Here is a 20,484-nt window from a genome sequence, read left to right as displayed (position 1 = left end):
GCCCGGACGGACCGGGCCCCACGACGTACGGGCGTCAGCGCGGTGCGGCGGTCAGTGGCCGCCGCCCGCTTCGGCGGCGTCCGCCTCGGTGAGCGCGAGCTGCAGCACCGTCCGCGGCGCACGGCGCTGCACCAGCACACCCCGGCCCGGCACCCGCGGCTCGGCGCGCTCGCCGCCCAGCACCACGCCCTCCTTCGGCTCGCCGGACAGCACGAGCCCGGAGGCGCCCAGCTCGCGCGCCCGGGTCAGCATCGGATCCGTCATCGCGGTCCGCGCGAAACCCGACACCCGCCGCCCCGTCACCAGATGGAAGCCCAGCTCACGGGCTTGCGGCAGATACTCCACGAGCGGCGACAGCGGCGACTGCCGCCCGTTGGCGACGAGGTCGTAGTCGTCCACGACGACATACAGCTCGGGCCCCTCCCACCAGTCACGGTCGCGCAGCTGCTGATGGGTGACGTCGGCCGGCGGCATCCGCTCGGCCAGCTTCTCGGCGACCTGCTCCGCGTAGAAGGCGGCGGCGGTGGCGTCGCCCGCGTACGCGCCCAGGTGCTCGTCGGGGACGATGCCGAGCAGCGAGCGCCGGTAGTCGATGACGATGAAACGGGCCTCCCACGCCGAGTACCGCTCGGCCATCCCCGTCAGCCAGCTGCGCAGGAACGCGGACTTGCCCGAACCGGAGTCGCCGAACACCAGGAAGTGCGGGTCCGCGTCGGTCAGTTCGAGGTGGACCGGGAGCAGGTCCTGCTCGGCCACGCCGATCGCCACCCCGGCCGACGGGCGGTCCGCGGCGGCGGGCAGCGCCGCCAGTTCGGCGCGCGAGAGCCGCTCCGGCAGCATCCGGATCGGCGGCGCCGCGGCCGTCGGCCAGGAATCGGCGATCTTGGTGAGGGCGTCCTGCTGCGCATCGGCGAGACCGTCGAGGGTGTCCATGCCGTCCAGCCGCGGCAGCGCCACCTGGAACTGCACACCGCCGGGGGCCAGACCGCGGCCCGGGGCCGTCGCGGAGGCGAAGCGGCGCGCCGCCCGGCGGTCGATCTCCGACTCGGCCGGGTCGTTGAGCCGCAGCTCCAGCCGCGCGGCGATGCTGTCGCGCAGCGCCATCCGCAGATCCGCCCAGCGGTTGGCGGTCACCACCATGTGGATGCCGACGCCCAGACCGCGCGCCGCGATGTCCAAGGCGGTGGCGTCGATGTCGGTCCGGTCGAGCATCTCGCCGCGGATGCCGGACCAGTTGTCGAGCAGCAGGAAGATGTCGGCGCTGCGGACGCCCTCCGGCAGCTCCCCGGCCGCGCGGCGGCGCCGGAACTCCTCGGCGGAGTCGATGCCCAGCTCCCGGAAGAGCCCTTCCCGTTCGGTCAGCAGCTGGCCCACCTCGGCCAGCGCCCGCTGCACCCGCTCCAGGTCGTGGCGCCCGACCACGCCGCTGACGTGCGGTGCCCGGTCGAACGGCTGGAGCGCGCCGCCGCCGAAGTCGACGCAGAGGAACTGGATCTCGTCGGGGGAGTGGGTCGCCATCGCGGAGAGCATCAGGGTGCGCAGGAACATGCTCTTGCCGGACTGGGGCGCGCCGATGAGGGCGAGATGCCCGTACTCGTGCGCGAAGTCCGGGACGACGGGGTGCTGCTGCTGCATCACCGGGATGTCCGCGACGCCGACGGGCAGCTTCAGCGTGCCGTGCTCCGGCCACCACTGGGCGCGCAGCCCCGGCAGGTCCGGCGACGCGGCGAGCGGACCGGTGAGCGCGTCCAGCGGCAGCGCCAGCGGCAGCGGCGGCAGCCACACCTGGTGGACGGCCTGACCGGACCGCAGCAGCCGCTCGACCAGCACCTGCATCTCGGTGGGGCCGGTCAGCAGCGGACGGGGACGCTGCTCGGGCTCGGGCGCCGGTTCCGCGTCCGGGTCCGGCGCGCGGCGCAGCCCGAACGGGACGGGAGCCGCGGACACCGGGGCCTCCTCGGCGCCTCGGTCCTCGGCGCTCTCGTGCGGCCCGGAGACATGGGCGACACGGAACCGCTCGTACACCGAGTCGGCGACCTTGAGGTACGCGGAGCCGGGGATGGGCGGCAGCTGGTAGGCGTCCGGGGTGCCGATGACGGCGCGGGACTCGGCCGCGGAGAACGTCCGCAGGCAGATCCGGTACGAGAGGTTGGACTCCAGACCGCGCAGCTTGCCCTCCTCCAGCCGCTGGGTGGCGAGCAGGAGGTGGATGCCGAGGCTTCGGCCGACGCGGCCGATCTGGACGAACAGGTCGATGAAGTCCGGCCGGCTGGAGAGCAGCTCACCGAACTCGTCGACGATGACCAGGAGATACGGCAGCGGCTCCAGCGGCTGCCCGTCGGGACCGGTCTGCCCGGCGGCCCGGCGCAGCTGGTACTCGCGGACGTTGTCGAGGTTCCCGGCGTCCCGCAGCAGCTTCTGCCGCCGCTGCTGCTCGCCCTGGAGCGCGTCGCGGACCCGGTCGACGAGGGCCAGATCGTCCACCAGGTTGGTGATCAGACCGGCCACGTGCGGCAGTTCGGTGACGCCCGCGAAGGTCGCACCGCCCTTGAAGTCGACGAGGACGAAGCTGAGGATGTCCGGCGAGTGGATCGCGGTCAGCCCGCCGACCAGCGTCCGCAGCAGCTCACTCTTGCCGGAACCGGTGGCACCGACGACCAGACCGTGCGGGCCCATACCGCCCTGGGCGGCCTCCTTGAGGTCCAGGGCGAGCGGCCGGCCCTCGGCGTCGAAACCGACGGGGAAGCGCAGCACGTCCTCGGAGTCCGGTTCGATCCACAGGTCCTCCGGATCGAACGAGTCGAGGTCCGGGACGCCCAGCAGGTTCGGCAGCGACATGGTCTGGGCGAGGATCTCCTCGCCCTCCGCGGACAGCCGCAGCGGCGCCAGCGCGCGGGCGGTCGCCGCACACAGCACCGGGCTCGGCCCGTCCGCGACGGCCCCGTCGACCTGCGCGGCGCCCCGGCCGTCGGAGCGGCGGTTCTCGATGCGCAGCCGGCCCTCGTCGTCGACGTGGACCCGCACATCGGCGCGGGTCGGCTCGTCGGCCTCCCGGCTCACCACGCACACGACGGTGACGCCGGTGCCGGGACCGGCGTCCGCCAGCAGCTGGGTGGCGACGGCGGAGCGGGCCCAGGCGCTGCGCGGGTCGTAGCCGTCGAGGAGGACGATGAGCCGGCGGCGGCCCGCGGCGGCCTCGCGGCTGGAGGTGAAGGTCCGGCGGGCGGCGGCGGCCTGCTCGTGCGCGGCGGTCAGCCAGGCGGCGAGATGATCGGCCACGCCGTCGAAGTCCTCGGCGACCAGCGGGACCACGCCCGCCTCACCCGTCGCGTCCTCCTCATGGGTGTGCGGCAGCCACTTCGCCCAGTCCCACTGCGCGTCCTCGGAGCCGCCGGTGACGACGGTCAGCGCGACGTCGTCGGGCGCATGCAACACCGCGACCTGGCTCAGCAGCGCCCGGGCCACACCACGGGCGCGCCCGACCGGGCCCACCACGCTGATGACGCCGGACTGGTCGAGGTCCACGGTGGCCGGCTGGTGGCCGACGCTCGCGGTGTTCTCGATGAGCCGGTCCGCGGCGGCCTTGGCACGGGCGTCGTACTCGACCGTCGGGTCGTTACGGGTCGCCAGCCGCACCGGCGTGGACAGCGGCGCGCGGCCGGTGCCGATGCGGATCTGGAGGAAGTCCGGGTCGGTGGGGCGGCGCTCCCACACGCGGCGGCGCCGCCGGGCGATGGCCCACAGCCGGTGCGGCGAGGGGTGCTGCCAGGCGGCGACGGTGCGCTGGTCGGAGGCGACCTGACGGGCCGTCTTCCGGATCTCGACGAGGTGCTCCAGATAGCGGTCACGGGCGTTCAGCCGCTGCTTGCGCTGGGTGCCGCGCATCTGCATCCGGACGCCGAAGGTGAGGCCGATGGAGAGGAGGACGAAGGAGATGCCGAGGAGGATCAGCATCTTCTTGCCCGCGACGATCATGTAGGCGGCCATGCTGATGCTGGACAGCAGCGGCATCAGCAGCATCAGCCAGTTGGCGCCGGAGTCCTTGGCGATCGGCTGGGGCGGCGCGGCCACCACCACCGGGTCGGTCGGGAGTTGGGGCGGGGCGACCCGGGCGGGGCGGTGGAAGACGATCCGCGACATCAGGGCTCTCTGTGCAGGGAGGTGGGGCGGCAGAGGGGGAACGTGGGCCCGGCTGAGGAGGTCAGCGCGGTGCGGGACCGGCCTGGGGCGGGTGGGCGGCACCGTCGGCGAGGCCGGCGAACGGGTTCACCGGAGGGGACGTGGGGCGGCTCGCGGTCTGCTCGCGCAGGCCCGCGGCGAGGCCGGTGAGGCCCTGGGTGAACTCCTGGACCTGCTCGGCGCGGGCCGCCCGGAGCGTCGACTGCGCCGCGTCGATCGCCGAGATGACCAGGTCCTCCAGCGTCTGCGGATCGTCCGGGTCGATGACCGACGGATCCATCCGCAGCGACGTCACCCGGCCCTCGCCGTTGACCTTCGCGGTGACCAGACCACCGCCGGCGTGGCCGGTCGCCTCGCCCGAGCCGATGGCGTCGTTCATGCCGGCGAGGCTTCCCTGAAGGCTGCGCATCCGCTCCGTGAGGGCCGCGAGGTCGAACGATGGGCGGTCGGACATGGGCGGAGCTCCTCGTGCGGGCTGGAAACGGCGCGGAGATGCCGGTGCACGACGGAGGAGGGCGGCCCTTTCGGGCGCCACCGGGCGACAGGTGGCCGCCGGGCGTCGCGCGCGGGGAACGGCATCGGTCCACGCACATCCTCCCGCCCCGCCCCGCACCTGCCCAGATCCCTGTTCGGGGACCTCCTGACCGGGACGGGACGGTGAACGGCGGATGGCCGGCGGCAGAGGGCGGCGTCCCGCCACCGCCTCCGGCGCCGCCCCGCGCACCGCGGCGGGGCGGCACCGGGCGGCGCCTCGGCCCGGCTACTCGGGCGCCTGGTTCCTGGGCGTCTCGCAGTTGTCGACGGCCAGGCCGTCCGGCTTCGGCCTGCTACGGAAGAAGGCGGCGAACGCGCCGGCACCGGCACGCCACAGCGGGCCGCTCCTCAGCTGCTCGAAGCCATACACCCCGAGCATCTCGGGCGTCAGCACCGGTGCGTTGCTCTCCACGAGGACGTGGTCGGCACCCGCGTCGATGCCGTCGCCCCGGGCGATACCGGCGGCACGCCGCAGCAACGCCTCGACGATCCGCGCCGCCTCGTCGGACGGCTCGCCCCACAGCGCCCCGCTCAGATGCAGCACCCGCGGCGGCTGCCCGCCCTGCCCGCCGGTCGCCAGGACCGTGACCGGGTTGCCGGGCGCCAGCGCCGCGACGTCCAGCTGCCCGACCCGGTACCGGATCTGCCCGACGGCCGCACCGGGCGCGCTCGCCCCGCCCGGCCGCCACTTCGTCACCTGCAGCCGCCCGCGGAACGTGTCCTGGCTGTCGACCAGCGGCACCGGCGGCGGCTGGTGGCTGCCGCCGGACGCCGGGTCCGTGACCGGCTGCTGCACCGGCTTCCCGGTGGCCTTCGCGACCTGCGGTGCGGTCGCCGAGGGCGCCGCCGGCTGCGGCGCCGGCTTGACGACCGGCTCGGCATCGAGGTTGGCCAGCGGCTTCGCATCGAGGTTGGCGGAGCGGTACGCGGCCGCTGACTGCTTCGGCCGGCCGGCCGCGGGCAGCGGCGCCGACGCCTTCCGCGGCGGGCTCGTGAGCTGGAACTCCTGGCCCTGCCCGCTCTTCTCCCCAGCCGGGGTCCTCGACGGCCGGGCGTTCCTGCGGCGGACGTCCGAGAGCGGCGGACCGGTGGTGATCACCGGTTCGGCCTCCGTCATCTCCACGTCGGACAGTTCGGCCTGCCCGCCGGACGGCTCCGGGGCCACGGAGCCTTCGGTGAGGTCCGCCGACGCCATTTCCTGCTGCGCGGTTCCGGCGGCGGACTCGTCGTCGGTCTCCATGAAGAAGTCGAGGTCCGACTCCGACTCCGACTCCGACTCCGAGTCCGACTCCGGGGCCTGCACCGGTTCCGTGCGGGCCGGCGGCTCGAAGACGTCCGCGTGAGCGGCCGGTGCCGGGACGCGCCCCTCGCCCAGCAGGTAGTCCCACAGGCGAATCCGATCGTTGCCGATGGCGTCCCGCAGCCGCTGCACCTGTGCCTGCATCCCGGTCAGCCGGTCCATGAGGGCGGTGTCCAGCGGCGTGCCGGCGCGCCGGCTGCGGACTCCGGCGTCCCGCAGCACCTGGCCCAGCAGATCGTGCAGCGGGCCCAGCTGATCACGGACCCAGATCCCCAGATCGCGGGTGCGCCGGAGGACGGGCTGCGCGGAGGGGTGCGAGGACGCCAGCTCCGCCGCGTCCGACACGAGCAGCGCGGACACGTGCGGGGCGTCGAAGAGGTGCGTCCTCAGCCGTCCCCGCAGCTCTTCCCAGAGATTCGCGGCCACCTCCCAGTCATCCAGCGGATCTTCGAGCCCCGCCGCGCCGCCGAGCAGCCCCGACAGCGTCGCGAAATCCTGCTCGTGCCGCTCGTACGCGGGATGCGACTCCTTGGCCCACGACCTCGGGACGAACAGCTTCCACTCGCCGTACCCGTCGTCCTCGACCTTCAGCCCGAAGGCGGAGCCGCCCCAGCCGTTCCACGCCGGCATGCACACGACGGTGGAGGTGCCCGCCCACACCTCCATGCCGGTTCCGTCCGCGATCTCCTGCGCCGCGTTGACCCCGGAGTGCTCCTCGTCGGCACCGGCCGAGCACGCGACGAGGATGATCTGCGGCCGGCCGAGCTTCTTGAGGTTGTCCAGGCTCGGACGCCTCGTCAGTACCTTGGCGAAGGTCGTTCCCGGAACGTATTGGCGGCGGGACTGCAGACCCTCCGACATCACCAGTTCGAGCCGGCCGGGCATGGCATGGGTCATCGCCAGATAGAGGGGGCGCTGCGGGTCCCAACCCGCCGTTCCCCAGCCGACGATCTTTTCCTGTTCGTCCCCGTTCGCGTCCTCGACGTAGCGCACGTGCGGGAAACGGAGATCATGGGCGTTGATCTCGTTGAGGTCCCAGGTGCTGTCGGCGTACTCCTCCGCCGCATGGAACATCCGGCCCGCGCTGAACTCGCCGCCCTTGAACTGCTTGACGGTGAGACGCCGGTGCTCGATGTCGCGGGGCACCACGGTGGCGTACCGCTCCGTGGCCGACGGCACCGGCACTTCGCGGTCCTCGTCGAGGAACGCGTCGGTGACGCCGGGGAGGTGGAGGGAGATCTCGGCGATGAATACGCCCTCTTCCCGGGGCGGCTTCACCTGCGTGATGGCGAACTCCTCGGCGTATCCGCCGACCAACTCGCGCAACATCGCCCGCAGTGTGCCGGTGATGTCCGACGCCAGCCCCTGGGCCGTGCCGGACGCGTCGGAGCCGTCCACGGTCAGCGGGCCGGCGTCGCCGAAGACGGACACCTCGACGCGCGGCCGGTCCGTGCCGCGCCGCCGGGTGCTCCCGTCCAACGCGGCCAGGCGCTGGGCGATCTCGGAGATCACCCTCAGCATCTGCTGCCCGGTCAGCTCCTGCTCCGCCGTGGAGCGCAGCCGGTAGGTCTCCCGGACCTCGCTGCCACCGGCCGGGACCGGCTCCGGCGCCATCACCGGGAGGGACTGCGTCTGCGACGGAGCCTGCGCGTTCTGCGGCTCCACGACCGGCTGCCCGGTCAGGAACGCCGCACCCGGCGTCGGTGTCTCCTCGGCGTCGTCCAGGTCCATCGCGTCGGAGTCCGCGGGCGCGGACCGCCGGACAGGGGCAAGGGAGAGCGCGGGCGCCTGCGGTGTGGCCTGTCCCTTGGCCTTGCCCTTGTCCGTGCCGGAGGTGCTCGACTCGCCGGTCTCCGGCAGCCGCTTCGCCGGGAGCGGCTGCACCGCCGGGCCGCCGGGCCGCTCGTCCTCGGTCAGCAGCCCGTGCCCGTACAGCAGCTCGGTGATGCGCCGCTCCAGCGTGCGGGGCCTGCCTTCCAGGACGGAACGCTGCCGGGCGATCTCCGTGACCACCGCCCGCCGGGCGGCCTGCTTCTCGGGGGTCTCAAGCGGCGTACGGACCCGGACCTGGTGCTGTGCCCAGTCCATGTCCTCCTGGGACGGGTGGGTGGGCGCGGTGGTGCTCCGGGGCCAGGGGGCCCTCGGCAGCAGGCCGTGGTCGAGCAGCGCGTCGTCGACGATCTGCGACGCCTGCTGATCCGCCTGCTCCGCCCCCAGGTCCGTGCGCCGCTGTGCCACCGCCTGGATGACCATGTCGATCAGCCGCTGCAACGCCGGGGCGTACCCGGTGGTGTCGACGGCCGCGCGCACCTGCTCACCGGCCCAGTCCAGATCCGCCGGGGACGGGGCCTTCTTCGCCGAGGCCGGGGCGCCGTGCTTCCCGTACGTCAGCACATCGCTCTCGGCGGTGAGCCACATCAGGGCGGCCCACTGCTTCAGCTGCCCGGGATCGGCCTGGATGCGGCCGAGGGAGAACAGATGCGAGTCGTAGGCCGGGCTGCCCGCTTCCGGCAGGCGGCCCTGCTCCTTGAGATGGGCGAGGATCTCCCGGCTGAGGAAGGTCGGGCCGGTCAGCTCACCGGCGTTCGTGTTGAGGTCGACCGCCAACACGCTGTCCTTCAGCTTCTCCGGGTCCCGGAGCTGCTGCAACACCCGGGTCATGAACCCCGTCCGGGCGGGCGTCACGAGGAAGTTGTTGTTGAGACGTCCCGTCAGGTACTGGTGCTCGACGATCTTCCGCAGCGGTCCCTGCGTCCGGGTGGGCTCCAGCGCCGTCTGGCCGGCGAGCCATCGGGTGGCCCAGTCCTTCAGGACCTCGCGGTAGTGCCGCCAGTCCTGCAGGCTGGGCGCCATGAACGGGATCGCGTCCGGCGCCATGGACAGGCCCGCGGACGGCAGGGAGAGGGCGCCGGGAGCGATGTCGACGTCCGAGTAGACGCCGCCGTTGAGCCACAGCGCCACGTACCGCACCACGTCCGCGGCCATGGGGTACGCCCTCTTGTCACGGGCGTACTCGTACAGCTTCCGTGCCTGCTCCACGGGGGACGACGCCGTGCCGAAGGCCGTCGCGGACGCCGCCGCGGCGAAGAGTTTCTCCACCGGCAGGATCCGCATCCCGCCCCGGCCGAGCAGATCGGCGAAGAAGGCGCTGTTGGTCTCCCGGGAGTCGGCGTCGGTGAGGAAGACCACCTCCCAGTCGGCCTCCGCGGCCTTCGCCCGCCAGGCCTCGATGTTCTCCGCGGCGGACGGGCTGATCGCCTTGGTGCCGAGCCACACCATGTACACCGACCGGGCCACCGGGACCGGCGCTTCCCCCGGTGCGTGCCGTGTACCGGAGTCGCCCAGGTACAGGTGCGGGGGCACCCGCCACACCGTCAGCTTCGCCTGGCGCAGCTGTTCCTTGGGGAGACCGGGGGCGGTCTTCTCCGCCGGCCTGTGGGTGATGCGGAGATGCCTCGCGTTCAACGACAGCAGATTGTCCGGATGGCCGTCCAGATGCTGCGCGATACCCGAGCGCAGTGCCCGCTCCACGGCCTTGGCCCGCTCCGTGGCGGCGCCCGTGGCCTTGTTGCCCATGCCGACGATCTCGACCTCCGGGGCCGGGAGACCGGCCCTGCGGTTGGAGAGCGTCAGCTCCGCCAGCTCGGCGGCGAGTTCCTCGACCTTGGTGAGTTGTTCGTCCTCCAGCGTCCTCGAACGCGCCGCGAAGTACACGGTGTGTTCCTCCCGGCTGCCGCCGGTGCCGGCCGTGTCCGGGGCGCTGACGGGCATGGGCACGCTCTTGGCCTGCCCGCCGCCGCGCAGGCTGCCCTTCGGCAGCTCGATGCCCAGCGCCGTCAGCTTCAGCTTCAGCAGCGCGGCGGCCTCCCGTCGCGCCGCGTCGTCGTCGGTGAACTCGGCGCGGCGGCGGGCGATGTCCGTCCTCACGGCCGCCACCGCGGCCTGCACCTCGGGGTTGTTGACGACCGGCGGGCCGGGCACGACGTCGACGGCCCACGCCAGATCGTCCTCCGACGGGGCCAAGGCGCGGTCGACCGGGGCGGAGACGTGCGGGGCCGAGGCGGACGCCGCGGTCATCCGCTGCTCTCCGGCCCGGTGCGGCGTCAGGGCGGACGGCAGCGAACTCCGGGTCTGCCGCGTCCCGTCCTCGTGAAGGTCCTCCTCGTGCGGCTCTTCCTCCGTGGCCTCGTCGGTGTTCGCGACGGCGCCGGAGTGGTGGAGGTCGGTGGCCGGGGGAGCGTCCTCCGTCACCGTCCCGCCGGCGTCCCGGCCGCCGTCCGTCACGGTGGTGTCGGACGGCCAGGGCGCGTTGTGCTGCGCCGCCGGCACCACCCGATAGTCATGGATGAGGCCCGTGGCGTCGGTCTTGACCTGGAGCAGGGTGTCCTGGTGGCCGGGGAGCAGCATGGCGAAGACCTCGCCGCCCGGCCTGTCCAGCAGCCCCTGCCGGGCGGTGCGGAAGGCGAGCAGGCGCGCTTGCGCATCCGTGTAACCGGCGGGCAGGTTCTGCAGCGGCAGCCTCCACGCGCGGTCGCCGAACTGCTCGCGACGCTGGGCGAGCAGTTCCTCGACGGTGCTCCGAGCGGTGGCGTAGGGCGCCTCCGTGTGGGCCGGGTAGGCGCTCAGCAGCGGCTGGGCCGTGGGGTCGCCGAGCAGACCGGCCAGTCCGCGGACGTTGATCGCCTGCTGTACGCCCTGGAGCGCCCGCTGCAGGAACGCATGCGACTGCGCCGGGCCCTGGGCCGCGAACGCCGCCTCCTGGGGGGTGAGCTGGGGGCGCCAGGTCCCGAGGCTGTTCGGGGGCGGCAGCGGTGCCGCCCGCCGTGCCTGGGTGGCCACCGCGTCGATCATCGCGGGATCCGGCTCGAAACCCAGCCACAGATCCGCCAGCTCTTCGGGCCGGGACGCGGCGATCTCATCGAGGAACCGGGCGGCCGTCACGCCCCCGGCTCCGGGGGCCAGCACCTGGTACCTCAGGTCGAAGCGGACCAGGGGCCTGCCGTCCCCGTGGGCGAGGGAGTTGTACGACGTGTCGATGTGCTCCTGTACCGCTGTCGCCAGCGCGCGGAACCGCGCCGTTTCCCCGTGGTCCATGTGCGGCAGCCCGACGACGCGTTCCAGGCGGACGCCCAGGACTCCGCCGGCGAGCAGGTGGTGCGAGACCGCGTAGGGCCTCGCTGCCCGGTCCCCGATGGTCAGCCGCACCTCGACCGGCAACGACGACGCCTTGACGGCGCCGGGCTGCCACTGCGCCCAGTGGGGGAGCGGCTGGAGGGTGGCGGGCCGCACCCATACGTGCCGCCCTTCGAGGACGTACCCCTCGATGCGGACGCCGTGGCTCTCGCCGACCCAGAGGTAGCCGGCCTGCACCGGTTGGGCGCCGACCGTGCCGGGCACGGTGAACCGCCCGGTGTCCAGCGCGACCTCGTGGGCCTGGGTGATGGCCCGTAGGAGGGTGGTCGCCGACCAGTCCGCGGGGAAGAGGCGGTGGCGGCCGTTCACGCCGTCGAGGACAGGGCGCCAGGAGTCCTGTTCGGTGGCCTCCGTCCCGAACCGCGACATCTTGTTGTCCAGCAGCTTCACGTATGCCGTCCGGACGCCGTTCGGCAGTGTGGGGCCCTGGGCCGGCTCGTGGATGTAGGCCACGCCGCGGACGTTCTGGGCGTCCACCGTGCGGTCGCGGCCTTCGATTTTCACCTTCACCACTGCCGCGTAGTGGACGTGCCCGCCGACGCGCTTGGCCCGGTCGCCGTCGTACAGGAAGCGCTCGGTCATCCGGGTGATGCGCGGCGGTTTGCCCGCCGAGGGCGGCGCCAGCATCTCGTCGCGGGACAGCGGCGGCTGGAGCGGCCGCGGGTTCGCGCTGCGGTCCTCGGGGTCGACCTGTGCCTCGTGCGGGGCGAAGTCGAGGATCGTGCCGTTGGCGTCCGCCGTGCCCCTGATGCGCAGGCCCTGGTAGACGCCGTCGAACATGACGCGCCCGGCCCCTTCGGGCCAACCGCCGTTCTTCTCCAGCCAGTTCAGAAGGGCCTGCTGGGCCGAGGTCACGACCTCGTCCTCGGTCATCTCCCGCGGGAACATCAGGACGCGGCCGTCGCGCGGCAGCGACCTGGCGAGATCGCCTGCGCCCGGCAGATGCGCGGTGTCCTCGGTCATCTCCCTCGGGAACAGGGCCCGGCCGTCGCGCTCCATCAGGCGGCTCGGGTGGACGGCCCAGTAGGTGCCGTTGGGATTGGGCTCTCCCCGGAGCTGCGGGGTCTCCCGGTGTGTGGCACTGTTGCGCGGCGCCATCCGCCCGGGCCGGGAGGCGTTCCCCCAGAGCACCCGCTCACGGACCTCCAGGGGAACGGTGATCAGCGGGGGCGTGGCCGTCGGGGCCGGCGGCAGGTCCTGCTGCGGGAGGGCACGCCGGATGGCGGACCACAGCATCTTCAGGTCGTGCGGCAGCCAGCGCAGGTTCGACGCGATGGTGGAGCCGGCCGTGTAGTCGCTGTTCAGCCGGATGACACCCCACTCGTCGGCGTACGTCGACGCCATGAGGGAGCCGTCCTCGTCCAGGGGGCGCGGGAAGCCCTCCTGGTACCAGTCCTCGGCACCGTAGAGGTGGCCCGTCTCGTGACGGAGCGTCTCCTTGTACGACGTGGTGTACCAGGTCTTGTTGTCCTCCCGGCCCGTGCCCGGCAACAGGGACAGGTCGTGGTGCGCGCGCGGGACGTCGAAGGTGAACCTCGGCAGGAACTGCACCAGATCGCCGTCGGGGAAGCGGTGCCCGATGTTGTCCTTCTCGCGCAGCGCCGCGAGCGCCGCCTGCTGAGCCGCGGCCACCTCCGCGGCGGTCAGATCGGTGTCGACCTCCAGGTGGATGGTGGCGGTCAGCCGCGACAGATGCGTTCCGTCGCCCAACTCGTAGCGCCGGACCTCGAACTGCTGGAACCACACCGGGGTCAGCCCGCCCAGCAGCTCCCTGAGGCTGTCGGCCGGCGGCTCCACGTGAACCGGGGGACCGACCTCCCGCACCAGTGGCGCCACACGCAGGCGGTAGCCGGGCGCGTTCGGCGTGCTCAGGTCGGGCGCGTGCTCGATGGAGGTGACGACGCCCTGCGTGCCCGGCGCGAAGACCACCGGCGCCGGCGAGAAGCCGAGCTGTGCGGTCGACGTGGTCGAGAACGAGGAGTAGAGGATCTCGACGTTGCCGCTGCCGGACGGCGCGGTCTGCCCGAGCATGAGACTGAGATCGATCTCGCTCCCCACCGCGTAAGGGAGTCCGGTCACGGTCACCCGCTGCCACACCTGGCCGGTGTACGGCTCCAGCCGGCGCAGACCGGCGGTCACGACGGCGGCGGTGGCCATGGCGGACAGCGACCGGTGGGCGAGGCCCTGCCGGAAGCCGGTCGGCAGGTCGCCGACGGCCAGGGCGAACACCGCGGCCAGCTCCCGCGTCGCTTCGAGGGGCGGGGTGGCGCCCTGCGCGCCGCCGCTCAGCAGCTGGAAGGCGACGCGCATCGCGACGGTGTCGTACGGCGACGGACGCAGCTGTGCCCTGGAGCTGACGTAGGCGGTGTGGTCCTGCAGCGTCGGCCGGTAGCCGTTCTTCAGACGGGCCATCGGGTCGTCGACGAGGAGCCAGCCGTTTCGCCAGTCCTCCGTGGCGAGCCGCTGCCGCACGGCGGCGGTGAACTCCGCACGGATCCGCTCGGGCGTCGCGAACATCTCGGCCACCCGGGCGTACCGCTCCTGGTACACCCCGGCGTAGCGGAACCGCGGCGCCGGCCCCTCGACGAGGGCCAGGGCGAGAAGACCGTTCGGAGCGGGTTGCTGCGCGAACAGCGGTCCCGTCAGGTTCGGCAGCGGGCCGGGGTGGTTCGCATCCCGCAGATAGGGCGTCAACGCCTCGACCTGGAAGAACTGGTGCAGCTCACCGAAGAGGAGCTGCGCGTCGCGCGCCATGTCGTCCGGCAGCTCCCCGGGAAGGTCGCCCTTGCGGCCGGCCAGCCGGAACGCCGCCTCGACGAGGAAGCCGAACAGCTGCTGTGCGGGGAGAAAACCGCCGAGGTAGTGCCCGAAGTAGTGGCGCGCCTCGCTCGCCACGGCCGCCGCGAGCACCGCGTCCGGGCCGCTGAACAGACCGCGGTAGCGATGCCGCATCACGACGTCGGGGAGCACGACCGGCCCGCGGGGGCCGGGTACCGGCAGGCCGCTCAGCAGCAGTGCGGTGGCCAGCGTCGCCACCGGCACCACACGGCGGCCGGCAGTTCCCTCGGTCAGGTCCAGATACTGGAGGATCCGCTCCGCGGCGCGGTTCTTGTACCCGCGCGGCGGCTGTGCCCCCTGCTGCGCCACGGGTGCCAAGGCCGCGATCAGCTCCTGCCAGGGGCCGGCCAGCTGCCGGATCGCTCCGTCGGTCAAGGAGCGCTGCTGCCGCAATTCGGCCAGGAGCCCGGCGATCGGCGCCCGGTCGGACCGGGACTGCTGCGAGCCGTCGTCCGAAGCGGCCGCACCGGCGAGGTCCTCGAATTCCTCGGCGATCGCATCCAGCAGGTGGCTCTCCGTCCACGGCTCCACGATCTGCGTCATGAAGCGGTGGACGGCGGCGTCGGGGCCGTCCTCCATCATCCCCGCGAACACCGGCAGATGCGTCTGGAGGAACACGGACAGCTGCTTCTCGCGGGTGTGGTACGGCTCCTGAGGTCCGTCCGCCAGCCAAGGGTGTCCGGTCCGTTCCTCCTCCGGCTGGAGTGACTGCTGCCAGGTGGCGAAGTACGTACGCAGCTGCTGCAGCGCCGCGCGGGCGCGGGAGAGGTCCCGGGCCCTGAGTTCGGCCTCGGTGGGCTGGGGGTCCAGCGCGGAACCGAGCAGGAAGGGCGTGCCGGTCTCCTCGCCGGTCGTCGCGGCGGTGTCCTCCGGGGACTGCGCGCCGGACTGCTGCTCAGGCGTTTGGGCCGTGCTCTTCGTGCTCAGCGGGGTGGTGCTGAGCGGGGCGTGCCGCCCGTCCTCGACGGCAGGGTTCTGCCCGGTGCCGTCGTGCTGCCGGGTCTTCTTGGAGAACTCGGGGAAATCGGGGAACTTGGGGAACTCGGTGGACCCGGTGGCCGTGGGGGCGAAGTCCGTGCTCCAGCTGCCGGCGGGCGGCGCGATGGGGCCGCCGGGGTTTTCTTCGAGGGTTTCGGAGACGTGGAACTCGGTGTCCCAGAATCCGGCGGGGGGTTGGATGTGGCCGGTGTTGGTTTCTTCGAAGAAGCTGTTTTCGGTGTGGGTGTTTTCGGGGACGTGGAATTCTGTGTCCCAGAATCCGGCGGGGGGTTGGATGTGGCCGGTGTTGGTTTCTTCGAAGAAGCTGTTTCCGGTGTGGGTGTTTTCGGGGACGTGGAATTCCGTGTCCCAGAATCCGGCGGGGGGTTCGATGTGGCCGGTGTCGGTTTCCTCGAAGAAGTCGTTTTCGGTGTGGGTGTCCTCCACGTGCTGGGGGAAGGGGATGTTCTCGAATCCGGCGGGCGGTTCGACGTAGCCGTCGTCGAATTCCTCGATGACGGCTGCCGAGTGTTCGGAAGCGGAATCGAGGTCGTCGTACGCCGGAAGTTTCGCGGAGGACATGGCGGCGTCGTGCCGGTCGCCCAGTTCCTCGTTCCACGTCTCGATCGTTTCCGCGATCCGGCGTGCCAGTTCGCCGGCTTCCCGGTGGATGTCCTCGGGCGAGCGCTGCAGGGCCGTGAGGTCCTGCGGCAGGGAGCGGATCAGCCCCTGAAGCTCTTCGAGCCGCAGCCGGGCCCATACCGCGAGGTCACGGGCGCGTCGGAGGGCCGGGTTCGCGGACCGGCGTGTTGCCGTCACCGCCCTGGCGTCGGCATCGATCTCCGCGTACTCCAGCGGGGCGACGAGGAGGTGATCCTCCAGGCGTGCGCGCCACCCGGTCCAGCTGGAGGCGGCCGCCTGCCACTGCTCCTTCGGGGTGCGCAGCCCGGTCTTGCCCTCCAGCACCTCCGAAAGCTTTTCGAAGGTCGCCTCGTGCTGTGCGTTCTGCGGGTGGGAGGACCTGGTCCAGGACTTCGGAACGAAGCGCTGCCACTCTCCGAGCGGGCTCTCTTCATCTTCGGTGGCCAGCCCGCAGTAGGCGGCGCTGAAGTCTTCCGGCACCGCGGCGACAGTGGCGGTGGCGGCCCATACCTCCAGGCCGGTTTCGTCCGCCACCTCCTGGGCGGCATTCACTCCGGGGACGTCTGTTCCCGAGGTGTTCTCGGTGGCGCCGGCGGAGCAGGCGACGAGAATGATCTGCGGCAGTCCGGGCAGATTGCGCAGGCTCGGCCGGCGGTTCAGCACCTTTCCGAACGTGGCGCCGGAAACACCATGCGTGACGGCCTTCCGGGAATCCGTGACCACCAACTCGAGCTCTCCGGGGGCGGCATGCGTCATGGCCAGGTAGAGAGGGCGCGAGACATCCCACGGGACCGTTCCCCACGAGCGGGCGTAGGTCTCGTCCTCCGTGGTGACGAGGTGGGGGAAGTACGGGTACGTGAGGTCGGCTCCGGTGAAGTACCAGTTGTTGGCGCTGGCCTCGTCCGCGGCGTGGAAGACCCGTCCGACGTGGTGCTCGCCGGGCCCGGTCTGCTTGACGATGAGCCGCCGGGTGTGGAGATCGCGGGGCTTGACGGAGGCCTGCGACAGCGAGTGCAGGTCGGCTTCCTCGTCCAGGAACGCGTCGCTCACACCGGGAACCCGGAACGTGATCTCGGCGGTGAACGGGTCCGTGACCTGAGGCGGCTTCACCTGCGTGAGGGTGAAGTCCCCGATCGCCAGCGGCTCGTCGGCCTCCTGCGGAAGCTTCCGGAGCTCCTCGCGCGCCATCTCCCGCAGCCGCTCGGTCAAGGAGGCGGCCAGCGTCTTGCCGGTGTGCTGCCCGGTGGAGCCGGCCATCGGCCACGGGCCGGTGCCGAAGACGGACACCTCGGCCTGCGGCAGGGCGGTGCCCCGCCGCCGGGTGCTCAGGCCGAGGTGGACCAGGCGCTTCGCGATGTCCTGGAGTGCCTCGTCCTGCCGGGCAACCGCCTCCTCCAGGCTTTCGGTGTCCGTGCCCGCCGCCGGGTCCTGGGAGTCCTCGGTCTTCCGCTGCCGGAAGTCGATCGTGTAGGTCTCGCGGAGATCGCGGAGACCGGGGATATCCGGCTCCTTGACCGTGCCGGTCTCCGTGCTCGTGCCGGTCTCCGTCAGGGCAGAGGTCCCCGTGACCGGGCTGGTCTCCGTGACCGGGCCGGTCTCCGTCAGGGCGGGGGGCTGCGGCGTGGTGGTCGACATGGTCAGGTACCGGAGCTTCGCCGCTCCGGGGAACGTCAGCTTCTTGGGCGACTTCGCCTGCCCGCCGGTCTGCGTCCGGGTGTGCTGCGGCTCCGCAGCGGCCTGCTGTGCCTCGGCCTGCGCCTGCTCATCGGCCTCCGGCTGTTCGCTGACCTTCAGTTGTTCGGTGACCTTCGGCTGTTCCGTGGTCGTGGTCGTGGCCGGGGTCCCGGCGGTGCTCTTCTGCTCCTCCGCCGTCGTCGGCTTTTCCGGCTGCCGGACGGGGATGCCCACCGTCACCGGCATCAGGCCCTGCGTCGTTCCCAGGAGCTGGTCGCCGCGGTAGTAGCGGAAGGTGACCTGGACCGAGCCGGAGTGGACCTCGTGCGGCCGGGGGGTCTTGGTGCCCTCGAAGACGCGGCTGGTGTCGCGCTGGGTGCCGCCCTCGCGGTGGTGGACGCCGGCGCTCACGTTGACCGTGCCGCGGACGGAGTCCACCCCGGGCGCGCCGCCGGAGGCGCCGAACTGCGCCCGGGCCGACCACTGCTTGGTGTTGTGCTGGGCCGTGCCGAACTGGTTTCCGGCCTCGGCCGTCTGCGCCGACTCGGCCTTCTCGTCCACCCGGACCAGCGTCGGCTGCTCCTGCGTGAGGGTCACGGTCGCCGCGATCCGCAGCCGCCGGCCCTTCTCCTCCCAGAGCCCCACCTCAAGCGTGGAGCCCGGCGCCAGAACCCCGTCGTCGGGCACCGGCACGGTCGCCATGGTGACCAGCCACGCCTGCAGCGCCTCGATGCTGAACGCGTCCTGTGCGGTCTGCGCCCAGGTCTTCTCGCCGGTGCCCGGCTTGGCGTGCCACTTCTTCGTGCCGAGGTACCTCTCACCGCCCTGCGACAGGATCTGGTGCACGCCGTGCACGGAGTCGAGGCTGCGGATCACCCACTCGCCGGTGGGCCGCTGCGGCCAGGTGACGGACGGGGCGCTCTGCACCGGCACGTCCTCCACGAGGTAGCCGATGCCGAGCGTGACGCTGCCGATCGCGCGGCCCAGGCCGCGCTGGAGCAGGACGCCGCGCTGCCGGAGCAGCTTCATGCGCGCCGCGGCGTCGTCGGTCTGCCGGCGGTGGCCGAGCGCCCGCATCCGCTCCAGCACCTCGGCGAGCCTGCTGACCTGCGGCGGACGCGAGCCGGCGGAGCGCACCGCGGACGCCTGCCGCAGGCTGCCGAGCTTCTCCTCGATGCCGCGGGCCTGCATCCGGTTCACGGTCCGCCACGCCTTGTGGAACAGCCCGTCGCTCGGCGACACCATCTCGACGAACAGCACGACCTCGCTGTGGTGGAGGGCCGACGGCGCCTTCGTCTTGGTGGTCGACGTGACCTTTCCGGCGCTGCCCGCCGTGGAGATGCTGTCGTGGCCGCGGCCCCGGTTGAGCTGGACGCCGGCCACCGCGTTGACGCCCGGCGCGACGGGGGCGCTGCCGTTGACCGCCAGAGTGCGGTCCCTGGACGAACCGCCGGCGAGCGCGGAAGTGCCGTCCGAGTAGCCGATGTTGAGGGTGCGTTCGGTGCCGACGGTGAACTCCGTCTCGCCGGTCTGCACCCCCGCCTTCGTGACCTTCTCCGCCGTCCCGTCCGACGTGACCGGGACCTTCTCCTCCACCGTCCGGCGCACGCCGGCGGTGATCCGGAAGAAGCCGCCCTTCGCCTCGATGACCAGCGGCTGGTCCGCCATCATCGCGCGCAGGTGCTGCCGGATCAGGTCCGTGGTCAGCTCGTCGGCCAGCGTCGCCTTGGCCTGCCGCCAGCCGCGTCCGAAGACCAGCTCGCCCTGGCCGTCGAGGGAGCCGAGCAGCGCGGTCATGGAGCCGGACGCCGGGGACAGGACGACGGTGACGATGTCGCTGTCGCCCAGCCGGCCCGCGTCCTTGATGCGCTGCGGCACACCGGTCAGGGACCACTGGTGCGGCGTCAGCGGCTTTCCCTTGGCGTCGGTGAGATCACGCGTCGGGAAGGCGAGGAGCGCGGAGACATCGGCGGTGACGTGCAGCGACTCCGTGTGCTGCGGCGCCTCCTCGGTGGCGTTCTCCCGGCCCTCGTCACTCAGGCCGGTGGACACGCTCTCCGCGTGCGCCTTCTGCTCCGTGGCCGTTGCCGGTTCGAGGCTCCGGGCGGGCCCGGACAGCTTGGCGGCCCAGGACTTCGACACCGTGACCTCGAAGCTGAACCGGACCGAACCGTCGAAGAGGTCGTACGGTTCGACGGTCTTGCCGGTGTGCGGCGCGGCGCTGCCCGCGTCCATGGCGCGGCCGGTGCTGACGTCCTCGACGAGGTTCTCGGCGTACTGGACCGTGACGACGGGGGCCTTGACGTTCGTCCGGTACGTGGTCCGGGTGCGGTCGCGCCGGTCCACCATCCGGCCGCCGCCGCTCGCTCCGGCGGTGCCGCTCTCCACCTCGAACTTCTTGACGTGACGGCGGTGCCGCAGGTCGCCGAAGGTGATGCCGGTCAGCGACACCTCGGCGGTGATGCCGCCGGCCGTCACGGTGACGGGGGGCATGGCCTCCGGGTTCCGGCTGAGCAGCGGGATGCGGGGCCGCAGCGACTGCAGGTTGAAGTGCGGCGTCAGCTGTTCCCGGGCCTCTGCCCAGTGGGTGCCGAACTCCGTCCGCAACGCCTTGAACAGCGCCGCCAGCGGCCAGGTGTCGTGCCCCAGGCCCAGTCCCAGGCTCAGCACATGGTCGGTGGGCGCCAGCTGGTGCGCGGCGACCCACCGCGGCGGGTACGGGCCCTGGTCCTTCTGCTGCTCGGCCTTCTCCTCGGCCTCCGGCTCGTCCGCGATCTCCTGTCCGGACTCCTGCTCGACCGCGATCTCTTGCCCGGACCCCTGCTCGTCCGTGACCTCCTGCTCGTTCACGGACTCCGGCACGGACGAGGACACACCTGTCCCCTCCTGCGGCGCCGTGGCCTTCAGGAGCTTGATCTCCGCGGCCAGCTCGGCCTCGCGGGTGAAGACGTAGGCGCCGTTGACCTGCGTGCAGAGCGACTGCGGGAGGGCGACGAGGAACGGCAGCGTGGCGGCGCCGTCCGTCGGCTTCGTGGTGCCCGCCTCGTCCGTGACGTCGAAGGAGACGGTGGCCTCACCGGCGAAGATCGCCATCGGCTCGGCGTACTTGAGGCTGTCGACGCTGCGGGCCTGATCGGTGGAGCGGT

3 protein-coding genes (1 of these 3 only partly in view) are annotated in these 20,484 nt (G+C 72.4%); all 3 read right to left on the bottom strand.

The window, feature by feature from the left end; translation table 11 throughout:
• Positions 1 to 51 precede the first annotated feature (51 nt).
• Entirely contained in the window at positions 52 to 4,140 is a 4,089-nt protein-coding gene (gene eccCa / locus ABT345_RS08355; RefSeq protein WP_345087407.1) for a type VII secretion protein EccCa, read from the bottom strand.
• A 61-nt stretch (positions 4,141 to 4,201) separates the two neighbouring features.
• On the bottom strand, positions 4,202 to 4,633 hold the full coding sequence (locus ABT345_RS08350) for a YbaB/EbfC family nucleoid-associated protein (RefSeq protein ID WP_345087405.1): 432 nt from the start codon (positions 4,631 to 4,633) through the stop codon (positions 4,202 to 4,204).
• A gap of 306 nt (positions 4,634 to 4,939) precedes the next feature.
• A protein-coding gene (locus ABT345_RS08345) for a protein-glutamine glutaminase family protein (protein ID WP_345087404.1) crosses the window boundary here: on the bottom strand, positions 4,940 to 20,484 show its 3' end. Its footprint extends 21,088 nt past the window's final position; only the last 15,545 of its 36,633 coding nucleotides appear in the window; its start codon lies off the right edge, out of view; it ends in the stop codon at positions 4,940 to 4,942.

Origin of the sequence: Streptomyces sp. NPDC000404, from assembly GCF_040300365.1 — a bacterium.
GTDB classification, from domain to species: Bacteria; Actinomycetota; Actinomycetes; order Streptomycetales; family Streptomycetaceae; genus Streptomyces; species Streptomyces ramulosus.
This window is presented reverse-complemented; position numbering and strand designations above follow the sequence as displayed.

Bases quoted from the DNA above. Each gene is read 5' to 3' on its own strand.
- ABT345_RS08350 (WP_345087405.1), bottom strand. From the start codon at position 4,633: ATGTCCGACCGCCCATCGTTCGACCTCGCGGCCCTCACGGAGCGGATG.
- eccCa (WP_345087407.1), bottom strand. From the start codon at position 4,140: ATGTCGCGGATCGTCTTCCACCGCCCCGCCCGGGTCGCCCCGCCCCAA.